General features: G+C 40.2%; 17 protein-coding genes. 5 read left to right on the top strand and 12 right to left on the bottom strand.

The window, feature by feature from the left end; genetic code table 11:
* Positions 1-19 precede the first annotated feature (19 nt).
* Together FTU39_RS05460 and FTU39_RS05455 are read right to left on the bottom strand one after the other, a co-directional pair.
* A complete protein-coding gene (locus FTU39_RS05460; RefSeq protein ID WP_180051840.1) occupies positions 20-2836 on the bottom strand; it encodes a pitrilysin family protein in 2817 nt (938 codons plus the stop codon).
* 263 nt (positions 2837-3099) lie between these two features.
* Positions 3100-3921: a PhzF family phenazine biosynthesis protein gene (locus FTU39_RS05455; protein ID WP_180051839.1), complete on the bottom strand. Its 822-nt coding sequence runs from the start codon at positions 3919-3921 to the stop codon at positions 3100-3102.
* Positions 3922-4357: 436 nt separating this feature from the next.
* Between FTU39_RS05455 and FTU39_RS05450 the strand changes: the two genes are divergently transcribed.
* Complete coding sequence (locus FTU39_RS05450) at positions 4358-5143, top strand: rRNA large subunit pseudouridine synthase E (RefSeq protein ID WP_180051838.1); 786 nt, start codon at positions 4358-4360, stop codon at positions 5141-5143.
* Positions 5144-5190: 47 nt separating this feature from the next.
* Here the strand turns inward: FTU39_RS05450 and FTU39_RS05445 are convergent, their stop codons facing one another.
* Together FTU39_RS05445 and FTU39_RS05440 are read right to left on the bottom strand one after the other, a co-directional pair.
* Entirely contained in the window at positions 5191-6417 is a 1227-nt protein-coding gene (locus FTU39_RS05445) for a PD-(D/E)XK nuclease family protein (RefSeq protein ID WP_373686608.1), read from the bottom strand.
* A 114-nt stretch (positions 6418-6531) separates the two neighbouring features.
* On the bottom strand, positions 6532-8235 hold the full coding sequence (locus tag FTU39_RS05440) for a M61 family metallopeptidase (RefSeq protein ID WP_004972995.1): 1704 nt from the start codon (positions 8233-8235) through the stop codon (positions 6532-6534).
* 204 nt (positions 8236-8439) lie between these two features.
* Between FTU39_RS05440 and FTU39_RS05435 the strand changes: the two genes are divergently transcribed.
* The 3 genes from FTU39_RS05435 (at position 8440) to FTU39_RS05425 (ending at position 12213) form a co-directional block, all read left to right on the top strand.
* Entirely contained in the window at positions 8440-9750 is a 1311-nt protein-coding gene (locus tag FTU39_RS05435) for a D-alanyl-D-alanine carboxypeptidase family protein (protein WP_180051836.1), read from the top strand.
* 283 nt (positions 9751-10033) lie between these two features.
* Positions 10034-10516, top strand: coding sequence for a peptidylprolyl isomerase (gene slyD / locus FTU39_RS05430; protein ID WP_096901865.1), 483 nt, complete (start codon positions 10034-10036; stop codon positions 10514-10516).
* A 254-nt stretch (positions 10517-10770) separates the two neighbouring features.
* Complete coding sequence (locus FTU39_RS05425; RefSeq protein ID WP_180051835.1) at positions 10771-12213, top strand: deoxyribodipyrimidine photo-lyase; 1443 nt, start codon at positions 10771-10773, stop codon at positions 12211-12213.
* 82 nt (positions 12214-12295) lie between these two features.
* On the opposite strand, the gene yaaA is transcribed toward FTU39_RS05425, so the two are convergent.
* The 6 genes from yaaA to FTU39_RS05395 form a co-directional block, all read right to left on the bottom strand.
* Positions 12296-13075, bottom strand: a complete 780-nt coding sequence (yaaA, locus tag FTU39_RS05420) for a peroxide stress protein YaaA (RefSeq protein WP_131261773.1) — start codon at positions 13073-13075, stop codon at positions 12296-12298.
* Positions 13076-13499: 424 nt separating this feature from the next.
* Positions 13500-13865, bottom strand: coding sequence for a hypothetical protein (locus tag FTU39_RS05415; protein ID WP_004972981.1), 366 nt, complete (start codon positions 13863-13865; stop codon positions 13500-13502).
* A gap of 135 nt (positions 13866-14000) precedes the next feature.
* Complete coding sequence (locus FTU39_RS05410; RefSeq protein ID WP_180051834.1) at positions 14001-16247, bottom strand: bifunctional prephenate dehydrogenase/3-phosphoshikimate 1-carboxyvinyltransferase; 2247 nt, start codon at positions 16245-16247, stop codon at positions 14001-14003.
* A gap of 3 nt (positions 16248-16250) precedes the next feature.
* The gene (gene hisC, locus FTU39_RS05405; protein WP_004972978.1) at positions 16251-17342 is read right to left on the bottom strand and encodes a histidinol-phosphate transaminase; all 1092 of its coding nucleotides are present in this window, start codon (positions 17340-17342) and stop codon (positions 16251-16253) included.
* 73 nt (positions 17343-17415) lie between these two features.
* Complete coding sequence (gene pheA, locus FTU39_RS05400) at positions 17416-18525, bottom strand: prephenate dehydratase (RefSeq protein ID WP_004972976.1); 1110 nt, start codon at positions 18523-18525, stop codon at positions 17416-17418.
* 351 nt (positions 18526-18876) lie between these two features.
* Positions 18877-20019 (bottom strand): acyl-CoA dehydrogenase family protein, encoded by a 1143-nt coding sequence (locus FTU39_RS05395; RefSeq protein WP_096901859.1) that lies wholly within the window; start codon positions 20017-20019, stop codon positions 18877-18879.
* 240 nt (positions 20020-20259) lie between these two features.
* Here FTU39_RS05395 and FTU39_RS05390 point away from each other — a divergent pair, with 240 nt between their 5' ends.
* Entirely contained in the window at positions 20260-21270 is a 1011-nt protein-coding gene (locus FTU39_RS05390) for a glycosyl transferase family protein (protein ID WP_154320589.1), read from the top strand.
* A gap of 83 nt (positions 21271-21353) precedes the next feature.
* Here FTU39_RS05390 and FTU39_RS05385 read toward each other — a convergent pair whose 3' ends face one another.
* A complete protein-coding gene (locus tag FTU39_RS05385) occupies positions 21354-21623 on the bottom strand; it encodes a YeaC family protein (protein WP_131261778.1) in 270 nt (89 codons plus the stop codon).
* Positions 21623-22540 (bottom strand): NAD(+) kinase, encoded by a 918-nt coding sequence (locus FTU39_RS05380; RefSeq protein ID WP_208012375.1) that lies wholly within the window; start codon positions 22538-22540, stop codon positions 21623-21625. Before FTU39_RS05380 ends, FTU39_RS05385 begins: the two co-directional genes overlap by 1 nt.

Raw genomic sequence — 22540 nt, 5'->3', positions numbered from 1 at the left:
TCAAAATTAAATTGAATCTTTATTTAGACTGCGGCTTTAACGGCAGCACCTCAACATTGGCTTGACCATATTGATCTGCTGCTACTTCAAGCAGATGCTCCAAACGTAAATATTTCTGAATCACAGCATCTACATCGGCTTTAGTGAGTTTTGCTAATGCTTGATCACGTCGTTCACGATAGCGTAAATCACGACCTTGTTCTAATTGTGGCACCAACATACGGTGGATACTGCGTTCATCTTCCAATGCAGTCACACGCTTTTTCAAAATATCGGCTTTTGCAGCTTCCACTTCTTGCAAACTAACACCATCACGGCGCAAATCCTGCAACACTTTATGCACTGCCTGTGACACTTGAGCCGACTTGCCTGCACTGTATTGCGCAGAAATACTGAGCGCACCCGATGGTTCAAATTCACTTAAACTCAAACCACTACTAAAACCATAAACCAATGCATTTTTTTCACGTAATTCTTGCGCCAAACGTGAAGACAACTGCGATTCGCCCAAAATATAACTCAGCACCATCATGGCAGGTGTGTCAGGATGATTTACGCCCAAAGGCAAGGTCAATAAACTTTGATAACTACCAAATTCGCGCTGTTCTGCTAATACATGCAACTTTTTCGCAGGATATGCCGTATAGGCTGAATCTAAGCGTTGATACACTTCCGTATTACGCGATTGTCCTAAACGCTGAACTAAAGTTTTTTTGATTTGTTTCGGATCAAACTCACCTGTAATGGCAATATGCGCATGATTCATAGCAAAAAATTGACGATATAACTGCTGCACCTGCGCTTGGGTTGCAGCTTGTAGTTGTTGCTTCGCAAATTCAGGCTCGAAGTGATAACGTAAATCGCCCTGCGGGTAAATTTCAATTAAACGCGCCATAGTCAAAGCTGCCACAGTTTCAGGCTCGGTATAAGGTCGCTCTAAACTGGATAAACTTTGAGAACGAATTAAATCAAACTGACTTTGCTCAAAACTTGGGTTTTGCATGACATCTAAAACAAAATTAAAAAATGCATTAAACTTTTCTTTTTTTGCCACAATTTGAATATGAATCGCATTAGCATCGGCTTGGGCAAACGCTGAACCGCCTGCAGCAATTGACTGATCGGCAATGTCTTGCAAGCTATGCTCTTGAGATGCACGCAGCAACAAATATGCGGTTAAATCTAAAATTTCGCCCTGCTTAAATAAAGATTGTGCCGTACCAAAATTTACCGAAATAGTGGCATAGGTTTTATCATCACGAGTTGCAGTTGGAAATAATGCATACTTGGCACCATTTTTTAAGCTGCCACGCTGAATCTTTTTTTCATTTTGAATCAAAGCTTGTTTAGATTTTTGCACATAGTCTGTCACTTCTTGCTGATAACTTTGCACATCTTTCAAAGGTGCAACAGGTGCATCTTGCTGATCTAAAGTTTTTGCTACATTTAGATTATTTTTTGCTGTGAGTGCCTGTTTTTGATCTTCAGGTGTGGGCTGAATATCGCCAATGACCCGATGCTGTGCAGTGAAGAACTGTTTTAAACGCTGATTTAGTTCATCTGCATTTAACTGTTGAATATTGTTTAAATCACGCCAATATTGTGTCCAATCACCCTGATAAGCCACAGCATAATCACTCAAGCGACCACCCAAAGCCACCGCATCATTCATTACACTGTCTGCCTGATTTTGAATCAAGTTTTTGACGCGTTGTAACTCGGCATCATTAAAATTCTTTGCCTGTTCGATGCTTTGGTTCAAGCCAGTTTGTACTTGCTTAGCGTCGTGATTGGGCGCATACAACGCCCCCATCAGCACCAAATTAAAATCTTGATCTAACCAAGTGCTGGACTGCACCATCGTACTTTTACCTGTTTCTACCAGTGCTTGATATAAATGCCCACTCGGTTGCAACGTATGTAAATAAGGTGAGAGCACCAAAGCGGTTTTGATCTTTTCGTCATTGCCATTTAAATACAGATTAAATTTGGCCAGTTGACTGCCCTTTTGTACCACGAAATTTCGTTGCTGAATTTTGTTGCTGTCTAATCGTGGCACTTGTACTTGTTTGGGAATTTGTCGTGCTGCAATTGGACTAAAATGTTGATCAATTTGTTTTAACACCGCTGCCTGATCAAACTTGCCTGTCATCACTAAAATGGCATTATTCGGCGCGTACCATGTGCGATAAAATTGATTTAACTCCTGCATTTTAATGGATTGCAGTTCATTTAAATCGCCAATAGGTAAGCGTCCGAAATACTGATTGCCATAGGCCGATTTCCACACCTGATCTAACAAGACTGAAAACGGTTGATCCATACGCACTTCGCGTTCACGCTTTACAATCGCAATTTCGGCAGGCACATATTTTTCCTGCATGACCAATTTATCCATGCGTTCCGCTTCAAGATAAATCATCTCATTGACGGCGCGAGTTTCAGGACGAATGATGTTGGTGTATTTAGTCGAATAATAGTCGGTGCTGGCATTGTGCATTAAACTATATTGATCTAAACGGCGCTGAAATTCCTCGGCAGGTACATTTTCTGTACCTTTAAATGCCAAATGTTCCAACAAATGTGCCAAACCACCTTTGCCTTGGGGATCATTCAATGAGCCCGTTAAATACACCATATTCATAAAGACTTTATTTTCTTTTTGATTGGGTGCCAAAATGACTTTTAAGCCATTATCAAGTTGATATTCTTGTATTTCTTGCTGAGATTTTACTAAAACTGGCTGGGCGAAAACCACGCCATTGAATGCCAGTACACATAAAGATAAAGTGAGGGTTTTAAAACGTAGCAACTTCTTTTTCCCGATTGATTTCATTCTATTTTTGATTTGCCATCGAAAATGGCAATTTTCAACTTGAGCTTAACAGCATACCAAGCTGCGATTAAATCAACCGTAAAAATTTGCAAAATATATGATTTAAACCAAGCAAAACTTGCAAACTACTCTCATCTCAGCTTTTTTCCAATAAAGAAAGATGAAAACTTAATATGACAAAAATAAAGCAATGATCAATCGTAAATTTGACTATGCATTTGATCATTTTTAAAGGATGAAAGAAATCTAATGCAGGACATAGTTTAAATCATGATTTCGCCCTGCAAATATAGCTGTGCATAACCTGAAATTTCGATACGACCATTAGGCAACATCTTGCAATACAGTATGCCACCTCGGGCTGAAGCCTGATAAGCCACAAGTTCAGTTTGCTGCAATTTTTCTGCCCAAAGTGGTGCAATTGCAGTATGAATTGAGCCTGTAACAGGGTCTTCTGCAATGCCCATAGCGGGTGCGAAATAACGCGACACACAGTCATACTGTGCATTTTTAGAAGCAGTAATCGCAACATCATCACTCGACTGTGCCGTAATGGCTGTGCGCAACTGTCCCAATTGTTTTAATAATTCAAGGTTAGGCTGTTCATCTAACACATCTTGTACCGATTCATATTCCACAATATAGGCTTGCGCATTGATATAGACGTTTTTAAATGGTTTAGTCAAAGCTTGGCGTAAAATATCGGGATAATCTTCAACTTGTTGGGCAGCACGAATTGGGAAATTCATGCAAATTTTGCCGTCTTGCTGTTGTTGAACTGTAAAAATCCCCAATTTTTTCACATGAAATTGAATTGTCTTTGTCTCGGTATAATCCTTAAATAAAACAAAGCCGCTGGCAAGTGTCGCATGTCCACAAAAATCGACTTCTGTTGTGGGTGTAAACCAGCGAATTTCAAAGTTTTCCGCATCTATCATTTTGACAAAAGCGGTTTCAGACAGATTATTTTCCAATGCGATATTTTGCATTAAATCATCGGCTAACCATGTTTTACTAACAAGTACGGCAGCAGGATTGCCTTTAAATAATTCATGGCTAAAAGCATCGACTTGGTAAATTTTCATTAATGAACTCATGATCCTAAAAATATATACACTTATTTCATCTTAAGTTCTTTTCACTATAAGTGCCTAGCCAATTTCTGTACTTTCAATCTGCCAAGCGGGTTGATTTTGGACTAATTCGGCATAAAGCGAGCAGTAGTATCAGGGAAGTATGTTATTGGCTGTGATGCCAAGTTTGTAAAAGCTGTCTTCTTTAGCCCAACATTGGGCTTTTATAGCGCTTAGCTTTCTAGTTTTTAATCGTTGTGATACTGCTGCTCATTTTGGCAAGCACACCAAAAAAATATTTATCAATAAGCAATACTTTCCCCCATTCTTATCGCATAATAGAGCCATCTCAAACGCACTGTATTTGCGATTTAATTGGAAATCGCCCGTTTTTCCTTTTAAATACTCTCAATTTTCCCAATTTATTGAATTTAAAGAAGCATTTCTTATGAAAATCGTCATCTTAAATAAACCATATGACGTTCTCTCTCAATTCCGTGAAGATGAAAAACATCTCACCATGTCGGCTTTTGTAGACGACCCTGACTTACGTTTAGCTGGTCGTTTAGATATGGATTCGGAAGGCTTGGTGTTCTTGACTGATCATGGCGGCTTGAATCAGTTTATTACCAATCCAGCCAATAAAAAATACAAAACCTATTTGGTTCAAGTCGATGGTGATGTCACTGAAGATGCCTTAGCACAATTGCGTAAAGGCGTAGAACTGAAAGATGGAATAACTTTGCCTGCGCAAGCGTATAAAGTTGATGAGCCTGAATGGTTGTGGGAGCGTGATCCTCCTGTACGTTTCCGTGCTTCAGTACCTACTTCGTGGATTGAAATTTCAATTTGTGAAGGTCGCAACCGCCAAGTGCGTCGTATGACGGCTGCGGTTGGTTTTCCAACTTTGCGTTTAATCCGCACCAAAATTGGTTCAATTGATTTGGTGCAGTTGGGTTTACAGCCTGGTGAAACCAAAGAAATTGAACCGTTGTTATATCCTGATTTTAAAGATGTGCCTGCCGCTGAACCGTATCGCTCACGTTCATATGTGAAAAAACCAGGTGGTACGGGTGGCAAGCCAACCCATCAAAAGAAAAATAAAGATGGTACGCCTAAGAAAAAATCAGGTACGCCACGTATTTGGCAAATGGAAGAAAGTGAAAAGCCACGTCGTAAGACCAATGGTACCACACGTCCTAATACCAAAAGCCGTGGACGTCGGGCGCGTTAAATAAAAAGGAATAAGCTCACTCATTATAGTGGGCTTATTCCATTATTTTAAAGGAGTTCAGACTCTAGTATTTGAATATACTTTGGTAAATCCTGCTCTATAAGTTCACGAAACTTTTCAGTCAGAATTTTTCTTAATTTTTCTGTATCCCCACTTTCTATAAAATCACCAATATCATTTTCAGACAAAATTAATTTCTGAAATGACTGATGCCATTTAGGCTGTAAATTCTTGTCAACACGATTAAAAAAACTTTTGTGTTTGCGGTATATTTCAAAAAGCCTTTCACGAACTTCTTGTTCACCTGCTCCAATTTTTAAATCAAAATTAACAACATGATTTCTTATATTGAACTCATACAAATAAATAGTATTATTTTCTAAATTTCCATCCTTTGGAAACAGACCTTTATCCTTTAATTTCTCAATATTTTTATGCAAAAATATTGGTTGAAAGCGGACATAAGTTTTATTACTGTTATAAGGTAACAATAACTTCTCTTGCTCGATAAGTTCACGTAAAATATTACCAATTTCACTTGTATCATTTGGCGTACTATATTTAAAAACTAAATCGAAAGCAGACTTATATCTCTTATAGAGTTTTTTTGCGATATCTTCAATTTCTTTATTTTCATTCAACATAGATTTTAACGTCTGTAAATATTGCTCAAGAACAAATTTGGTTTTTTCAGCCAAATTAGCTGATTGTTTTAGGATTTTTTGTTCAATCAGCTTACTAATATGACCATAATTTAACTGAACATAATGTTTTGAATCCTGATCATTAATATTTTGATCTTCCAAAGACAAATAAATATAAATCTTATGTTTATAATCAGGATAACTTGTTTCAATAATATTTCTATATTTTCTAAGCTGACCTTTTCCTTCTCCAGAGTATATTTTATTTTCAATCATCATACAAAATTCATTCTTTTTAGATAAAAACAATAAATCTATATTTTGCATTTCCCTATGAATTACGAGGTCATCAAAATCTAAGTGAACAAAATCAAAAACAGATAAACCTGACTTATTACCTAAATTTTGAAATTCATTTTCTTTAAAATATAATTTTATAAAATCTTTTAATACAAAATCTCCTAATTTATGAGTTTCTGCAGGATCAAACAGCCATGCTAAAAAATTTGAATGCTGTAATTCTCTGTGTGAAACTCTTAAAATTTCCATAAGATTGACTTCTTCATTTACTAAATTCTGCAAACTATTGAAGTCATCATCTAATATCAGCTCTTTTAACTGATATTCCACCTCATTTCTCATAACTTAAGCCTTGGTCCCTCTTAAGCATTACACTTAGTTACTTTCTTAATATTTTTATTAAAAGTAAACCGATGCAAAAGCATCGGTTTACATTTTTTATGATCAACCTTTTAACCACTGTTCTACTTTTGCCTGATCTGTAACGCTTAATGCCACTTCTGGCAATTCAATCTGCGCAGCATTCAGTTCAAAAGTCATCAACTCATCACGGCGGAATGCATGAACAGTATAAGCTGCATCCTGTTTGGCATATTGCTCAAGTGATTTTACAGATGCCTTTAAGCCATCAATCGCAACAATCACATCAAGCGCAGAAAGTCCTGCTTTTGCCGCAGCACCTTCACGATGGGCAGCTTGTACCAACACCCCTTCAGGTTTATCTGCCAATTTTAAACCAAACGGCAAAGACTTATCCTGTTTTAGCTGATAATCAACGCCAAATTCAGGCAATAACTGATCGAGCGGCAATTCATCAGTCGTGTTAATTAAATGATGGATTTGCTCCGACCAATCATCTCCTGTCAATTCTTTACATAATTCAAAGATAGTGCGCTCATGCACTTGAATGCCCTGTTGCGCATTAGCGTACAATTTCTGCATTAAGGCATCTAAGCTTGAACCACGCAAACGCAAGCCCAAATCTAAACATAAAGCCACCAAACAGCCTTTGTTATAGTAGCTGGTTCCTGCATTGTTCGAGTTTTCATCTTGACGATAGAACTTGACCCAAGCATCAAAACTAGATTCTGCTACCGTTTGAATCGCACGACCCGGATTTTGCAAATAACGATCAATTTGTGCTTTGAGCAACTCCAAATAAGCCGCCAGATCAATTACACCACTACGCAGCAATAACAAATCATCGTAATAAGACGTAAAGCCTTCAAAAATCCATAACAGCGATGTATAACCTTCCTGATTCAGATCATAATTCACAAAGCTTTCAGGACGAATGAATTTCACCAACCAACTATGAAAATACTCATGGCTGCACAGACCTAAAAAGCGCTGATAATCTTTAGAAGGTTGTTCAGGTTCGTTAGCTTTCGGCAAATCATCACGAGGTGTAATTAAACTGGTACTGTTTGGATGCTCTAAACCGCCATAGCTATTGCCTGTTGCCATGGTCATAAAGGTATAGTTTTCAAATGGCGCAGAACCAAACATGGTAATTTGTGTAGCACAAATTTTTTCAATATCTTGCTGCATACGCGCAGCGTTCATTGCATGTTTGCCCGAAACCACAAATTCGTGTGGAATATCTGCTGCGGTAAAACTAAAACGGGTTTGTTCTGCCAATTCAAACGGTGCATCAATCAGTTCGGCATAGTTTTTGGCTTTTAAGGTATAACGCCCTTTCACCAAACTTTTTGCTGCCAAACCTGTCGCAAGCTGAAAATGCTTCAGCTCGTCTGGTAAAAATAATTCAACTTCAATAGCTTTATCTTCTTGCCCATCTAAGCCCAAACAGGCACAGGCAGGATTGACGTATAAACGGGTTTGATCGACATAAGCGCCACGCACTGACAAATCATAAGCGTAGACATCATATTCCACCGTAATCAATTCATGATCGATATTAAATAAGCGCCATTTATTCTTTTCAAATTTCTGAATTTTAAGGATACGCCCCGCTTCATCATAAGCACGTACCGACTCAAGATGTTTGGAAAATTCACGAATTAAATAGCTGCCTGGAATCCAAGTGGGTAGAGATAAAACCTGAGTAGGATTAGCCAAAAAACGCACGGTGACATGAATAAGATGCTGACGATAATCGTCAAATTCGATTTGATAATGCAACATAATGGGCAATACAAAATGTATAAATAAGAACTTGGCAACAAGCTTAACATTTTTTTAGCAATTGATGCGTCAAGATGAGATTTGTCTGCATTTATGGGTAGCCATCTGAGCAAAAAAGGCATAGCATTCCCTAGTCAATTGTTATTGTTTTTGCTGCTTAAAACCATTGTGACACCAATGGATTGGTGTAAATAAGGAACTTCTTTGAAACGTGTTATCTATCTGATTGCGGCGCTCTGCTGGCTCTGCAGCGCAATCACGCATGCCGCATTATTGAATATTCAAGCTGAAAGTGTCGAAGCCGAAGCATGGGCAATTTTAGACCCACAATCTGGGCAAGTGATTGCAGAACACAATAGTCACGTACAACGTGCACCTGCTTCACTCACTAAAATGATGGTGGCCTATATTGTGCTGAAAGATATTCAGGCAGGTAAATTAGACCGACATGAAATTTTGACCGCAACACCTGTGGTAGAACAAGTGATGTGGGATGAATCACAAATGTATCTAAAAGCAGGTGAGCAGATTTCGGTAGATCAATTATTGGCAGGCTTAATTATTATGTCTGCTAACGATGCTGCACTCACTTTAGGTGAACGTGTTGCAGGTGGTGTGCCGCAGTTTATTGCCCGAATGAATCAGGAAGCGCAAGCTTTGGGCATGCAAGATACACATTTTCAGAATCCATCTGGTGTGACTATGCCTAATCATTATTCTTCTGCGGCAGATATGGCACGTTTAGCACAAGCGATAGTGATTGAGACACCCGATTATTTGGCTTATTCAAAACAAACTAGTTTTACCTACAATCAGCACTTTCACCGTGCGACCAATATATTATTAAAACAAGACCCAAGTGTAGATGGGTTAAAAACAGGCTTCACCAAAGCTGCAGGCTACAACCTTGCCTTAACTGCAAACCGCCCAACATTGGATAGTGCTGCACCTGAGCGTCGTTTAGTGGTGGTGGTGATGGGAACCAAGAGTGCGCAAAAACGTGCTGAAGTGGCACATCAATTATTAAATTTAGCTTATAGCTATACCCGTAATGAAGTCGCGATTAAACCCAAACAAATGATTGCAGAATTGCCTGTGGTGAAATCGACCTTACGCATGTTTAAGATTGAAAGCAGTCAGCCAAAGTTTGTGACGACATCATTGTATGAACAGCCATATGCAATTAACTTGTCGCAGTTTGATCAAAGTACTCAACGTCTACAACTTGTGAATGCACAGGGCGAATTAGAAACACTTGAACCTGCACAGCGTACACAAACGCATGTCAATATTGAATTGTCTGAAAAGTTACTGACTGCGCCATTGGCACAGGTTATGAAACTGGCAACCGTACACGTTTATCAAAATAATCAATTGATTAACAGCTTTGCAATTGAAGAACAGGTCAACATTGTTGAAGCCAATATTTTTGAAAGAATCATGATGTGGTTTGGCAGTTTGTTTAATTTCTTTAGCCATCAACCTGTAGAAGATGAGAAAACTTCACTCGGTTAGAAGCCGATGATCCTCAAGAATTAAATATCACCAAGATGGGCAATGTCCCATCTTTTTTATTGTCATCTACACATCATACAAAGGGCTTAAAATGAGCCTGCAATAAAATCTGCAAATTTATAGGTATGACGCACAAATTTGCATTGAAATTATAAAAATTGCCCCGATTAACTAAAAAATGTCATAAAAAACTCGGAAAAGTGAAGAATTTGCAGAAATGTCTATAACAAATTCCACGTTTCACTTTATGATGTACCCTTAAAAAATTGAATGGATCAATAACATGACTGCTATTGCAAATGACCTCGTGGTTTCTTTCCACTACACATTGACTAACGCAGAGGGTGAAACTCTCGACAAATCTCAAGGTGAACCACTTGCCTATTTGCATGGTGCAGGTAATATCATCCCTGGTTTAGAAAAAGCGTTAGAAGGTAAAACAGTAGGTGAAAAATTTACTGTAAACGTACCTGCAGCTGAAGGTTATGGCGAATACAACCCAGACTTAGTACAAGAAGTTCCTGCACAAATGTTCCAAGGTGTAGACAACATCCAAGCAGGCATGCAATTCCAAGCGCAAACTGATGATGGCGTTCAAATCGTAACTGTAAAAGCAGTTGAAGGCGACAACGTAATTGTTGATGCAAACTTCCCACTTGCTGGTCAAGATTTAACGTTTGAAGTTGAAATCATTGAAATCCGTGAAGCTTCTCAAGAAGAATTAGATCACGGTCACGTACACGGTGCGGGTGGTCATCACCACTAAGATCAGTATTGACCGAAGCAAAAGGCAAAGTATTTTTACTTTGCCTTTTTTGTTTGTCATTCTAAAATTCAGGATAAGCACATGACTGAAAGATCCTTTCAGGCAGACTATTGCGGAAAGATCATTACAGGAAAAATCAACACAGCACATTGTCGTTTTATTGGACAATTAAACCCTTCGCATTTAAGACAATTTTACCCAGTCATGCTTATAATGAAGTCACCTTTCTAGCGCTCACATCAAGCATTCTTCCCATGCAAAACTATAATTTAGTTTGGTTCCGACAAGATTTAAGAATTTCAGATCACACCGCACTTTGGCATGCTAGCCAAGCAGGAGCTTGTATTGGCGTGGTGATTCTTTCGCCTCAGCAATATCGTTTACATCACGATGCGCCCATTAAAATTGACTTTTACTTGCGTCAATTAAATGCACTAAAAGACGAACTCGCACAACTCAATATCCCACTGATTGTTCAAATTACACCATCTTGGACTGACATTGCACAAATGCTGCTCCAACTATGCCAAACATTAAAAGACTCACATCCGATTCAAAATATTTATGCCAATATTGAATTAGGAGTGAATGAACTAAAACGTGATCTTGAAGTTCAACAAACCTTAAACCAACACGGTCAGGACTTGATTTTGTACCATGACCGTACGCTTTTTCCTGTGGGTACGGTGCGCAATCAGAGCATGAAACCTTATCAGGTATTCAGTGCATTTAAAAAGTATGCCTATCAACAGTTGAGTGTCAGTATTCCGCGTTGCTTTCCTCCGCCACAAGCTCAAACGTCGATTCAACTTCCTGAACAATATCTCTCTACTGTACCAAGTTTAGAACACTTAGGTTTCGACCCACTTCCAACGGCACAACAAAATTTATGGGCAGTCACGGAACAACATGCACAGCAATTGTTGGATGATTTTACGCGTGAACAAATGCAAGATTATCAGCAACAGCGTGATTTTCCTGCGTTGTCTGGTACCAGCCAATTATCTGCGTATTTAAACTGTGGCATTCTCTCCATTCGGCAATGTCTGGCTGCGGTTTTTGCGCATTCACAAGGACATTTTCATCTTGAAAATACAGGGCAACAAACTTGGTTAGATGAATTACTGTGGCGTGAGTTTTATCAACATATTTTGTTTGATTATCCCAAAGTTTCAAAGCACCGCCCTTTTAAAGATCAGACCGCACAGGTGGCGTGGCGAAATGATCCTGCAGGTTTAGCAGCATGGCAACAAGGAAAAACAGGCATCCCCATTGTGGATGCAGGCATGCAACAACTTTTGCAAACGGGCTGGATGCATAATCGAGTCAGAATGATTTGCGCAATGTTTCTGTGCAAAAACCTGTTAATTGACTGGCGCTTGGGCGAACAGTGGTTTATGCAACATTTAATTGATGGTGATTTGGCTGCCAATAACGGTGGCTGGCAATGGTGTGCCTCGACTGGTACAGATGCAGTGCCCTATTTTAGGATTTTCAACCCTGTGAGCCAATCACAAAAGTTTGACCCCAATGGTGATTATATTCGCACATGGCTACCTGAACTGGCACATTTAGATGCCAAAAACATTCATGAACCGTATGTGAAAAATCCAAACCTAAAACTGGATTATCCTCATCCAATTGTAGATTTAAAACTTAGCCGATTACGTGCCATAGAAGCCTTTAAACAGCTTTAAGAGTACAAACAGGAGATTGGTCAGTCTCGCCCCCATCTGCCATAGGTTAGCATGATGGGAGATTCAACGATTAAACCGACAGTTAGGCGGCTTGCTCGTCACGTTTAAAGACCAATTCGCCTTTTAAAGAACTGTCTGCATCGAAATAATAACCTTCACTATTGAATGCTTTTAAGTCTTCTGCGCGTTCTAATTTATTCTCGATGATAAAACGTGCCATCAAACCACGGGCTTTTTTGGCATAAAAACTGATGACTTTATATTTACCATTTTTCTGATCTAAAAATACAGGTTTAATAATTTCAGCCTGAATTTTTGCTTCCTGCACCGACTTATAATATTCATCGGAAGCTAGATTAACTAATAATGCCGACTGGTTATGTTTTAAATCTTGGTTAATTAAATTGGTGATGATATCGCCCCAGAAACGATATAAATTTTCGCCACGCGCATTTTGCAATTTAGTGCCCATTTCCAAACGATACGGCATCATTAAATCCAATGGACGCAATAAGCCATATAAGCCAGAAAGCATGCGCAAGTGTTGTTGAGCAAACTCAATCTCTGCAGCAGATAAACTATAAGCATCTAAGCCTGTGTACACATCACCTTTAAAGGCAAACATGGCCTGACGTGCATTGGCAAGATCAAACTCTGCTTGCCAGTCACGAAAACGTTCGACATTCAAAGTGGCAATTTTTTCACTGACACTCATTAAACTGGCAATTTCTGTAGCAGAAAGTTTACGTGCTACATCAATTAACTCTTGTGAATGTTGAAGTAATCTAGGTTGAGTATATTCATCGCTTGGTAATGCAGTTTCATAATCTAAAGTCTTGGCTGGAGAAATTAAAGCGAGCATAAACCACCTAAATAAAAAATACTGCGCTCACTATAGCAGCAGCTTTCAACAAACTCCAATGCGCGTTTTTGTTTACCCTTATGGGAAAACACGTTCAGTACGTGTTTCCTTACGATGATCGATTAGATCAATCCAACGTGGAGGATGAGGTGCTTTTATTTTAGTGCATGCTTTTAAAAACATTGGTTCTCTCTAATCAGTTGAGGTTTTTTTCAGTACTTACAACTTTTCTCTAGGCAATAAAAAACCCACTTAACTCTCCCAAATTAAGCGGGTTAAATAAAAACTATTTTGTTGTATTGTTCTTGCTGCTTAATATACGGTTGTGATGTGTCATTTAGATGACACATCAATTAAAAAACGAATGATTTTGATTTAAAAATCAAGTATAAATTTTAAACATCCAACGTCTTTGCAGCTTGGTTTAACCTTTCCATTCAAACTCACTAAAAGATTGGTCTTCTTTCAGAGTATTTTCTACCGCTTGCGCCAATTGATTTAATAAACTTTGCTCGGTAATTCGTTCTAGCCAGTCTTGTTCTTCATTGGGGTATGAAGTAATTTCACAAACAAGATGTCCATCTTCACCACGGCTTTGACAGTTTACTGCCAAAGGCAGCGCATGTTGATCTACACTTACAGCGACTTGTGCACCACTCTGCGGCAACGTTTGAAAGCCATAATGAGATAAGTTTTGTGAAAGTAAATTCGCCACATAATTCTGTGCCAGAGTGCAATCTTGTAACTCTTGTTTATTTTCACAATTCGCCATAAATTTTAATTTGCGCATGCTCGAACCCAAAGGCTTTTTTCTTGTATGGGTTTAGCATAAGCAATAAAACGCAAACAGCCAAGCAAAAGCTTGGCTGTTTCAGCATAAAGTCTAGGCTTTGCGACTCTTCATCGCAGCCCCTATCGTTTTGGCTTATTCTGTCACTTGAATATTCAGACCTGCCACACCTGCAAGCTCAGTAAAGGTAGGGAAACTTGTTGCTACTGTTTCTGTACCTACAATTTTAATTTCACCAGAAGTACGCAAGCCTGCCATAGAGAAACTCATGGCGATACGATGGTCATGATGTGATTCAATCTCGCCGCCTGTAAATATCGCTGACCAGTCGCCTGCTTTGCCTTTACCCTGAATGATGATGCCATCGTCAGTTGGTGTGCAGTCAATGCCCATGGTTTTTAAACCATCTGCCATCACTTGAATACGGTCTGATTCTTTTACGCGCAATTCTGCAGCACCTGTCAGTACAGTTTGACCTTCAGCACAAGCTGCAGCAATGAACAATGCAGGAAATTCATCAATCGCCAATGGCACTTGATCTTCAGGAACATGAATCCCTTTTAAAGTACGTGAACCACGAATACGAATATCTGCAATTGGTTCACCGCCTGCAATACGTTCATTTTCCACGCTCAGGTCTGCACCCATTTGTTTCAGAATTTCAATCACACCTGTACGGGTTGGGTTAATGCCCACCGCTTCTAAGGTTACATCTGAATTTTCTGTAATGGCTGCACCCACCATGAAGAATGCCGCAGATGAAATATCAGAAGGTACTTGAATATCTGTACCCACCAATTTACCGCCGCCTTGCAATGAAATACGGTTACCTTCAGTTTTCACTTCATAACCAAATGCACGTAACATACGTTCGGTATGGTCACGCGTTGGTTCAGGCTCAGTCACTGAAGTTTCACCTTCTGCCCAAAGCCCTGCCAATAAAATACCTGATTTCACCTGTGCAGATGCCATTGGCAAATCATATTGAATACCTTTCAGCGCTTGCGCACCTGTAATCGATACTGGCGGTGTGCCACGTTCACCCGTCGTTTGAATTTGTGCACCCATTTCACGCAATGGTTTAGCAATACGTTCCATTGGACGCTTGGTCAATGACGCATCACCTGTCATAACAGAATCAAACTGCTGTGCAGATAACATGCCTGCCAACAAACGCATAGATGTGCCTGAGTTGCCCATATAAATTGCGCTTGCAGGTGCTTTTAAACCTTGCATGCCTACGCCATGAATGGTGACTTCACCATTTTTAGGGCCTTCAATGCTCACACCCATATCACGAAATGCTTGCAAAGTCGCCAATGCATCTTCACCTTCAAGGAAACCTGTCACATGCGTAGTGCCTTCGGCAATTGCACCAAACATAATGGAACGATGTGACACAGATTTGTCACCCGGTACGGTAAATTTACCTTGGAAAGTCTTAGCACCCGGCAAAATCGTAAATTGTTGTGTCACGTTATTGTTCTCCATAAAAGGTTTCTTGGCGAGCATATGATTAAAATGCTGTCGTGCCGCTTGTGCATGTCCAAGCAAGCCCATTAAAGCATGCGAGTCTTCTTGTTCAATCAGTTGGCGAATAATCGCGAGTTGACTTTCAAAGCCATCCACCGCTTTTAACAATGCAGTTTTATTGGCCAAGAAAATGTCATGCCACATTTGTGGATCGCTGGCAGCAATACGTGAGAAGTCACGAAAGCCACCTGCAGCATAGCGGAAAATGTCTAAATTATCTTCCCGATTTGCCAATTGTTCGACCAAATTAAAGGCCATTAAATGTGGAAGATGACTGGTATACGCCAATACCTCATCATGTTTTTCCACATCCATGCAAATTACTTCGGCTTTGGCGCTTTCCCACATTTGAATCAGTTTATTGACTGCCCACGGCGCACTGCTTGGCAATGGTGTCAAAATGACTTTGTGATTGGCAAATAAATCAACCTTGCCTGCATGCACGCCTGTATGCTCTGCCCCAGCAATTGGATGCCCGGGTACAAAACCTACAGGTAAATGTTCTCCAAAAACCGCTTTGGCTGCAGCCACGACACTGCCTTTGGTGCTGCCTACATCGGTCAGAATTACATTATCTGCCAAATGTGGCTGAATTAATCGCAAGACTTTTTCTGTGGCTTGCACAGGTAGCGCCAACACCACTAAATCTGCGCCTTGTACCGCATCTACAGGATTGTTAAAGCCTTGTTCAATTAATCCTAATTCCAAAGCATCTTGCAGCGTTTTTTCAGAACGGGTCGATGCCACAATATGCCGACTTAAGTTTTCTGCCAGCATTACACGTGCCAAACTCGAGCCTATTAGCCCGAGTCCGATAAATGCAACTTTTTCAAACAATGGTTGCGCCATGTTTTATGCCTTCGCTTCCTTGCCCAATACTTTGGCTAATGCACGCAGGAACTTGGCATTTTCTGCTTCTGTGCCAATTGAAACACGTAAATGGGTCGTAATACCCACAGGACGTACAATTACACCTTCTTTCAATAAGGCATTAAAAGTTTGACCCGGATCGGCTTCTACATCTACCAAAATAAAGTTAGCACGTGAAGGCACATAATTCAGACCCAATGCTTTAAAGCCTGCTTCCAATTGCGCCATGCCTGCTTTGTTGGCAATACGTGATTTTTCGATAAAATCTTCGTCTTTTAATGCCGCAACCGCAGCCACCATTGCCAAGTGATTGACGTTAAATGGTTGACGAATACGGTTTAAATAATCGGTCACTTCTGCAGAAGCTAAAGCAAAACCAACGCGCAGCGCCGCCAAACCATAGCACTTAGATAAAGTACGGCTCACGATTAAGTTTGGATATTGCTCAAGGAATTTAAGGCTGTTGAAGTTTTCTGGGAAATATTCCACATAGGCTTCATCTAATACCACAATCACCCGTGCAGGAACTTTTTGCATAAAGGCTTCAAATTCAGCCTCTTCAAACCATGTGCCTGTTGGGTTATTTGGGTTAGCAATAAAAATTAACTTGGTGTTGTCTTGAATTGCTGCTGCCATAGCATCCAAGTCATGTGAGAAGCCTTTGGCAGGCACTTCAATCGCTTGAGCATTAATCGCTTGCGTTACCAAAGCATATACTGCAAAGGCATGTTGGCTATACAACACTGAATCTTGATCTGAAACGAATGCGCGAGCAAACATTTCTAGCAAATCGTTTGAACCATTACCCAAAGTAATACGGTCATGCGCAAAGCCAAATTGTTTTTGAATTTGGTCTTTTAAAATAAAACCACCACCATCTGGATAGCGACCAATTTCAGCAATTTCTGCTGCAACGGCTTCTTTGACTTTGTCTGAACAGCCCAATGGGTTTTCATTTGAAGCAAGTTTGACGATATCTGTAATCCCCAACTCACGCTCAAGTTCACTGATTGGTTTACCTGGTTGATAAGGCTTTAACTTCGAGATGCCTTCATTGGCTGGGACAAACGACATTTTACACTTCCAGTTGACTAGGTGGTGAATGTGGCGCGCATGACAAACATGCACATCACTGAATTAAATACGATTACAACACGGCAGCAGGATAAGAACCCAAGACACGAATTTCTTTCACCAATGGACGGATTTCTTCAATCGCTGCACGGACATTGTCTTGCTCGACATGCCCTTCTAGGTCAATGAAGAATACATAGGCCCATTTTTCAGGCAAGGCAGGACGTGTTTCAATACTGGTCAAGCTAATATTGTGCTTCGCAAATGGTGCAAGAATCTCAAGCAATGCCCCTGCGCGGTCATGTGCAGACACCAACAATGAAGTTTTATCATTGCCACTTGGTGGAACTTTCTCACGACCAATCACCAAGAAACGTGTGGTATTTTCTGGGTTATCTTCAATATTGCTATGTAAAATTTCGAGTTCGTAAATATTGGCCGCAATTTCAGAAGCAATTGCAGCAGAATGCCATTCATTACGAATACGGCGCGCTGCTTCTGCATTGGAGCTGAGTGCCACACGTTCTACACCCGGATAATGTACATCTAACCATTTACGGCATTGTGCCAAAGTTTGCTGATGCGCATAAATTTGTTTAATGCTGTCTTTACGAGTGTTTTCTGACACAAGGAATTGGTGATGAATACGCAATTCTACTTCACCAATCACATTTAATGGCGATGATTTAAAGCAATCTAAAGTATGGTTCACCACACCTTCAGATGAGTTTTCGACAGGTACTAAACCATAGTGTGCACTGCCTGCTTCCACTTCACGGAAAACTTCATCAATAGTAGGCAAAGGACGCACAATCGCATCTTGACCAAAATGTTTAAGTACTGCGGAATGCGTATAAGTACCAATTGGCCCTAAAAACGCAATACTTTGTGGCGCTTCAAGTGCCAAACATGCCGACATAATTTCACGGAATAAACGTGCCATGGTCACATCAGACAACGGCCCTTCGTTGCGTTCCATAACATTACGTAAAACTTGCGCTTCACGTTCAGGACGGTAAAACAACGGGCTCTCTTCTGCTGCAAATTTTGCTTTCGCCACCGCTTCAGCAAGTCGTGCTCGACGGTTAATCAGCTGCTGAATCTGTTGATCTACAGAGTCAATATCTTCACGGATTTTAGCGAGATCAAGAGAAGTCGTTGTGTTCTGATCGTCTTGGATCATTGTTATGTCGCCCTTCATAAACATTTTGCAAATAGTATAACAATAGTTAGCTTTCAAATGTTGCGCAATACAACTTTCAGTGTTTCAGATTTAAAAACATACAGTTGATCAAAGCATCACCAATCTATACATTTAAGCCGCAACTTTGCACAACGTACCGCTTAAAACTGGGCAACTATGCTTTTCTTTTTTGCATCTCTAATTCTAAGCGGTGTAATTTTATTTTTAAGTGTAATTATCAATCAGCTCATTGCTTTTAAGTCTGATCAAATTCATAAAAAAAGAGCCAGCACTGGGCTGACTCTGGAGATGATCCTTGATCTTTATTCAATTGGACTTTTAGGCATTGTTTTAACGCCCCAATAAACCACGCGCGACAATTTCTTTCATAATTTCATTGGTTCCACCGTAAATTCGCTGGATTCGCGCATCGACAAAGAAACGAGAAATCGGGTATTCCGTCATATAGCCATAACCGCCAAACAGTTGCAGCAATTGATCGGCAATTTTCATTTGCATATCTGTCGCAAAGCTTTTTAAAGCGGCTGCAGTTTCGACGTCCAGTTTGCCCTGCATATACAATTCGACGTTTTGATTATAAAAAGCAGCAGTTGCCAATTCATCAATTTTAGCCTGTGCCAAAACAAAACGGGTATTCTGGAACTGACCAATGGCTTGTCCAAACGCCTGACGCTCTTGCACATATTGTGTGGTCACATCAATTGAACCTCGAATAGCACCCAATGCAGTAGCTGCAATCGCAGTACGTTCACGTGGCAATTCTTGCATTAAATAGGCAAAACCATGCCCTGCCTGTCCTAACAATTGATTTTTCGGCACTTTGACATTGTCAAAGAATAGCTCTGACGTGTCTTGTGAATGCAAACCAATTTTTTCCAAATTGGTGCCTTTTTTAAAGCCTTCTAAATGAGTATCGACCAACATGAGCGACACGCCTTTGGCACGTGCTTGCGGATCTGTTTTTACTGCCAAAACCACTAAGTCTGCATGCTGACCGTTAGAAATAAAGGTTTTAGAACCATTCAGTACATAATGATCATCTTGCAAAATGGCGTTGGTACGCATGGCTTGTAAGTCTGAACCCGCACCTGGCTCGGTCATGCCAATTGCACCAACCACTTCACCCGACACCATTTTAGGCAGCCAGTATTGTTTTTGTTCTTCTGTACCAATATGCAAAATGTACGGCGCAGCGATTTCAGAGTGACAGGAAATACCTGTAGAAAGTGCGCTATAACCTGCACGTGCCGATTCTTCGACCAACATTAGGGAATAATGCGTTGGAACACCATAGCCGCCATATTCTTCAGGCACATCAATACATAAAAAGCCATTTTCACCTAACAGATTCCACACGCTGCGCGGCATGATGCCCTCACGTTCCCACGCAGCATAATGCGGTGCAATATGCTCCTGCATAAAACGTCGAAAGTTATCTCTAAATAATTCTAAATCAGCATCATAAGCCAGCATATCCAATCCTTTATTTTTCAATTGTTGTTTTCAATAGTATCCATGCTATGCATTTTTATACAGGCTGTCATGTGTTATCCCTACAGATTGTCTTACTTTACAGTCAAACTTTAGTCGTCATTTCAGATATGCAATGAAACTTGTGGCAGCTCGTACAAGCTGAAGCTGTGAATAGTGCTGCAAACTGTTGCCGAAGTTTATACACTAGTATACTAACTAAAGATGTGTGTGAACTCGCTTATGCCAAATACAAACCCCAATAAAAGAAATATTTATAAAGATGCAGAACATCCATTCGCACAATTTATTCGAATTATTGGTAAAGGCAAAACAGGCGCACGTTCACTGACCTATGACGAGGCCTATCAAGCTTTTTCTATGATTTTGCGCAATGAAGTGTTGGATGTGCAATTGGGTGCTTTTTTAATGTTGCTGCGTGTGAAGGAAGAATCTGTAGAGGAGTTGGCAGGTTTTGTACAAGCTACCCGTGATCAACTGCAATTTAAACCGCTTCAGGTCGATTTAGACTGGTCATCTTATGCAGGTAAACGCAGACATTATCCGTGGTTTTTATTGGCAGCGCTGACTTTAGCAAAACATGGCTATAAAGTGGTGATGCATGGTGCTTCTGGGCATACCATCAACCGTTTATATACCGAACAAGCACTGCAATATTTAGATTATCCAATTTGCCAAAATGACCTAGACGTTGAGCAACAATTAGCGCAGCGTAATTTTGCTTATTTACCTTTAGATGTTATTTCACCGATTTTGAGTGAGTTGATTAATTTACGCAATGTGATGGGTTTACGTTCTCCTATTCATACCCTTGCCCGTTTAATCAATCCATTTAATGCCAAAGCCACCATGCAGGCGATCTTCCACCCCGCTTATCGCAGCTCGCATCAACAAGCCGCATTTCAGTTGGGTTATCAAAACAGTGCAGTAATTAAAGGCGAAGGCGGTGAATTTGAGCGCAACCCTGATGCCAAGACATTAATTTGTGGCATCAAAAATGGCGCTTTATATGAACACGAACTGCCTAAACTGACCGATAACCGTAGCCCTGTAGAAGAAGAATTGGATTTGGCAGTATTTAAAGCCGTCTGGCTAGGTCAGCAAGTCCATGAATATGGTGAAGTTGCCATTACCGAAACCATGGGTATCGCGTTATATACCATGGGCGTTTGTGATGATTATGCAGCAGCAATGCGAAACGCACAGCAGCTTTGGCAAAATCGTCACAACTAAAACTTTATTGAAGATACAAAAAAGACACCCATCTCAGGTGTCTTTTTCATCTTTCATTTTTTCTGAAAGCAGTTTTGCATCGTTTAAACAAAACGAATTGGTTTAAATTCTTCATGATTGTGATGATCATCATCACACTGCTCGCCTTCTTCTTTAGTGCCACGGTCAATATAACCACTACGCTCAGTTTCAGGCAGGTTTTTCATTTCCCACGCATATACTGCTTGCATACAAATTTGACGTTGCTCTTGGGTCAGCGCAACACCGTTTGGCCACTTGCCAATTTCAATTGCCGTTTTTAAACGTCCAACAATTTCAGGATCGAGTACGGCAAGCATTTGTTCAATATTCATCATTCATCCTGCTGTTGCATTGATTCAAAATCTTGATTCCACCCTAACTTAGTACGACAAGCCATATAGAAGTCATAACCTGGTGGATGTAATAAATTTAATTTATAAGGATGTTTGCGGATATGCAAACTATCTCCAACATTTAATGAAACACTATGTTGACCATCGGCACTGACCATCGGCAACACACGGTTTTCACGAATATTGATTTTAATTTCACTGTGTCCACCCACTACAATTGGGCGTGAAGACAAGGTATGAGGATGCATAGGCACCAATGCAATTGCATCCATGCTCGGATGCACAATTGGGCCACCGCCTGACAAGGCATAAGCCGTTGAACCTGTTGGGGTTGAAACGATTAAACCATCACTGTGCTGACGATAGACATATTGCCCATCAATATTCAGTTCAAAGTCAATCATGTGAACCGACTTACCCGAATGTAGCACCACATCATTTAAGGCAATCGCTTCATAAATGATTTCGCCTTTAGAGCGCACTTCCATTTCCAGTAAAAAACGACGGTCTGACTGGAAATGTCCTTGCAAAACCTGATCGAGTTTAAAGATTACTTCTGTCGGTTTAATATCGGTTAAAAAGCCTAAACGCCCGCGGTTCACACCAATTACAGGGGTATTGTATTTAACCAAAGCGCGCGCTGCATGCAGCAATGAACCATCACCACCAACTACAATCACCAAATCGACCACTTCACCTAATAAAGCACGGCTGACCGTTTGGGTATTGTTATAAGGTACAAGTTGAGCAGTTTCTGAATCAAAAACGGGATGCAAACCCAATCCTAAAATATGGTCGTGAATCAGACATAGTGTTTCTACGACAGAATATTTGTCTGGACGACCAATCAGTCCAATGTTCCGAAAGTTCTTATGTGAAATTTGCACCTGCGATAT

It is taken from the genome of Acinetobacter sp. YH12099, assembly GCF_013419195.1.
Taxonomy (GTDB): domain Bacteria; phylum Pseudomonadota; class Gammaproteobacteria; order Pseudomonadales; family Moraxellaceae; genus Acinetobacter; species Acinetobacter towneri.
Note: the sequence above shows the minus strand (reverse complement) of the source record. Positions and strands in the feature narration are given on the sequence as shown.

Excerpts from the sequence above, each read along its gene's own strand:
- FTU39_RS05460 (WP_180051840.1), bottom strand. The coding sequence starts at position 2,836 with ATGAAATCAATCGGGAAAAAGAAGTTGCTACGTTTTAAAACCCTCACT.
- FTU39_RS05455 (WP_180051839.1), bottom strand. The coding sequence starts at position 3,921 with ATGAAAATTTACCAAGTCGATGCTTTTAGCCATGAATTATTTAAAGGC.
- FTU39_RS05450 (WP_180051838.1), top strand. The coding sequence starts at position 4,358 with ATGAAAATCGTCATCTTAAATAAACCATATGACGTTCTCTCTCAATTC.
- FTU39_RS05440 (WP_004972995.1), bottom strand. The coding sequence starts at position 8,235 with ATGTTGCATTATCAAATCGAATTTGACGATTATCGTCAGCATCTTATT.
- slyD (WP_096901865.1), top strand. The coding sequence starts at position 10,034 with ATGACTGCTATTGCAAATGACCTCGTGGTTTCTTTCCACTACACATTG.
- FTU39_RS05425 (WP_180051835.1), top strand. The coding sequence starts at position 10,771 with ATGCAAAACTATAATTTAGTTTGGTTCCGACAAGATTTAAGAATTTCA.
- yaaA (WP_131261773.1), bottom strand. The coding sequence starts at position 13,075 with ATGCTCGCTTTAATTTCTCCAGCCAAGACTTTAGATTATGAAACTGCA.
- FTU39_RS05415 (WP_004972981.1), bottom strand. The coding sequence starts at position 13,865 with ATGCGCAAATTAAAATTTATGGCGAATTGTGAAAATAAACAAGAGTTA.
- FTU39_RS05410 (WP_180051834.1), bottom strand. The coding sequence starts at position 16,247 with ATGGCGCAACCATTGTTTGAAAAAGTTGCATTTATCGGACTCGGGCTA.
- hisC (WP_004972978.1), bottom strand. The coding sequence starts at position 17,342 with ATGTCGTTTGTCCCAGCCAATGAAGGCATCTCGAAGTTAAAGCCTTAT.
- pheA (WP_004972976.1), bottom strand. The coding sequence starts at position 18,525 with ATGATCCAAGACGATCAGAACACAACGACTTCTCTTGATCTCGCTAAA.
- FTU39_RS05395 (WP_096901859.1), bottom strand. The coding sequence starts at position 20,019 with ATGCTGGCTTATGATGCTGATTTAGAATTATTTAGAGATAACTTTCGA.
- FTU39_RS05390 (WP_154320589.1), top strand. The coding sequence starts at position 20,260 with ATGCCAAATACAAACCCCAATAAAAGAAATATTTATAAAGATGCAGAA.
- FTU39_RS05385 (WP_131261778.1), bottom strand. The coding sequence starts at position 21,623 with ATGAATATTGAACAAATGCTTGCCGTACTCGATCCTGAAATTGTTGGA.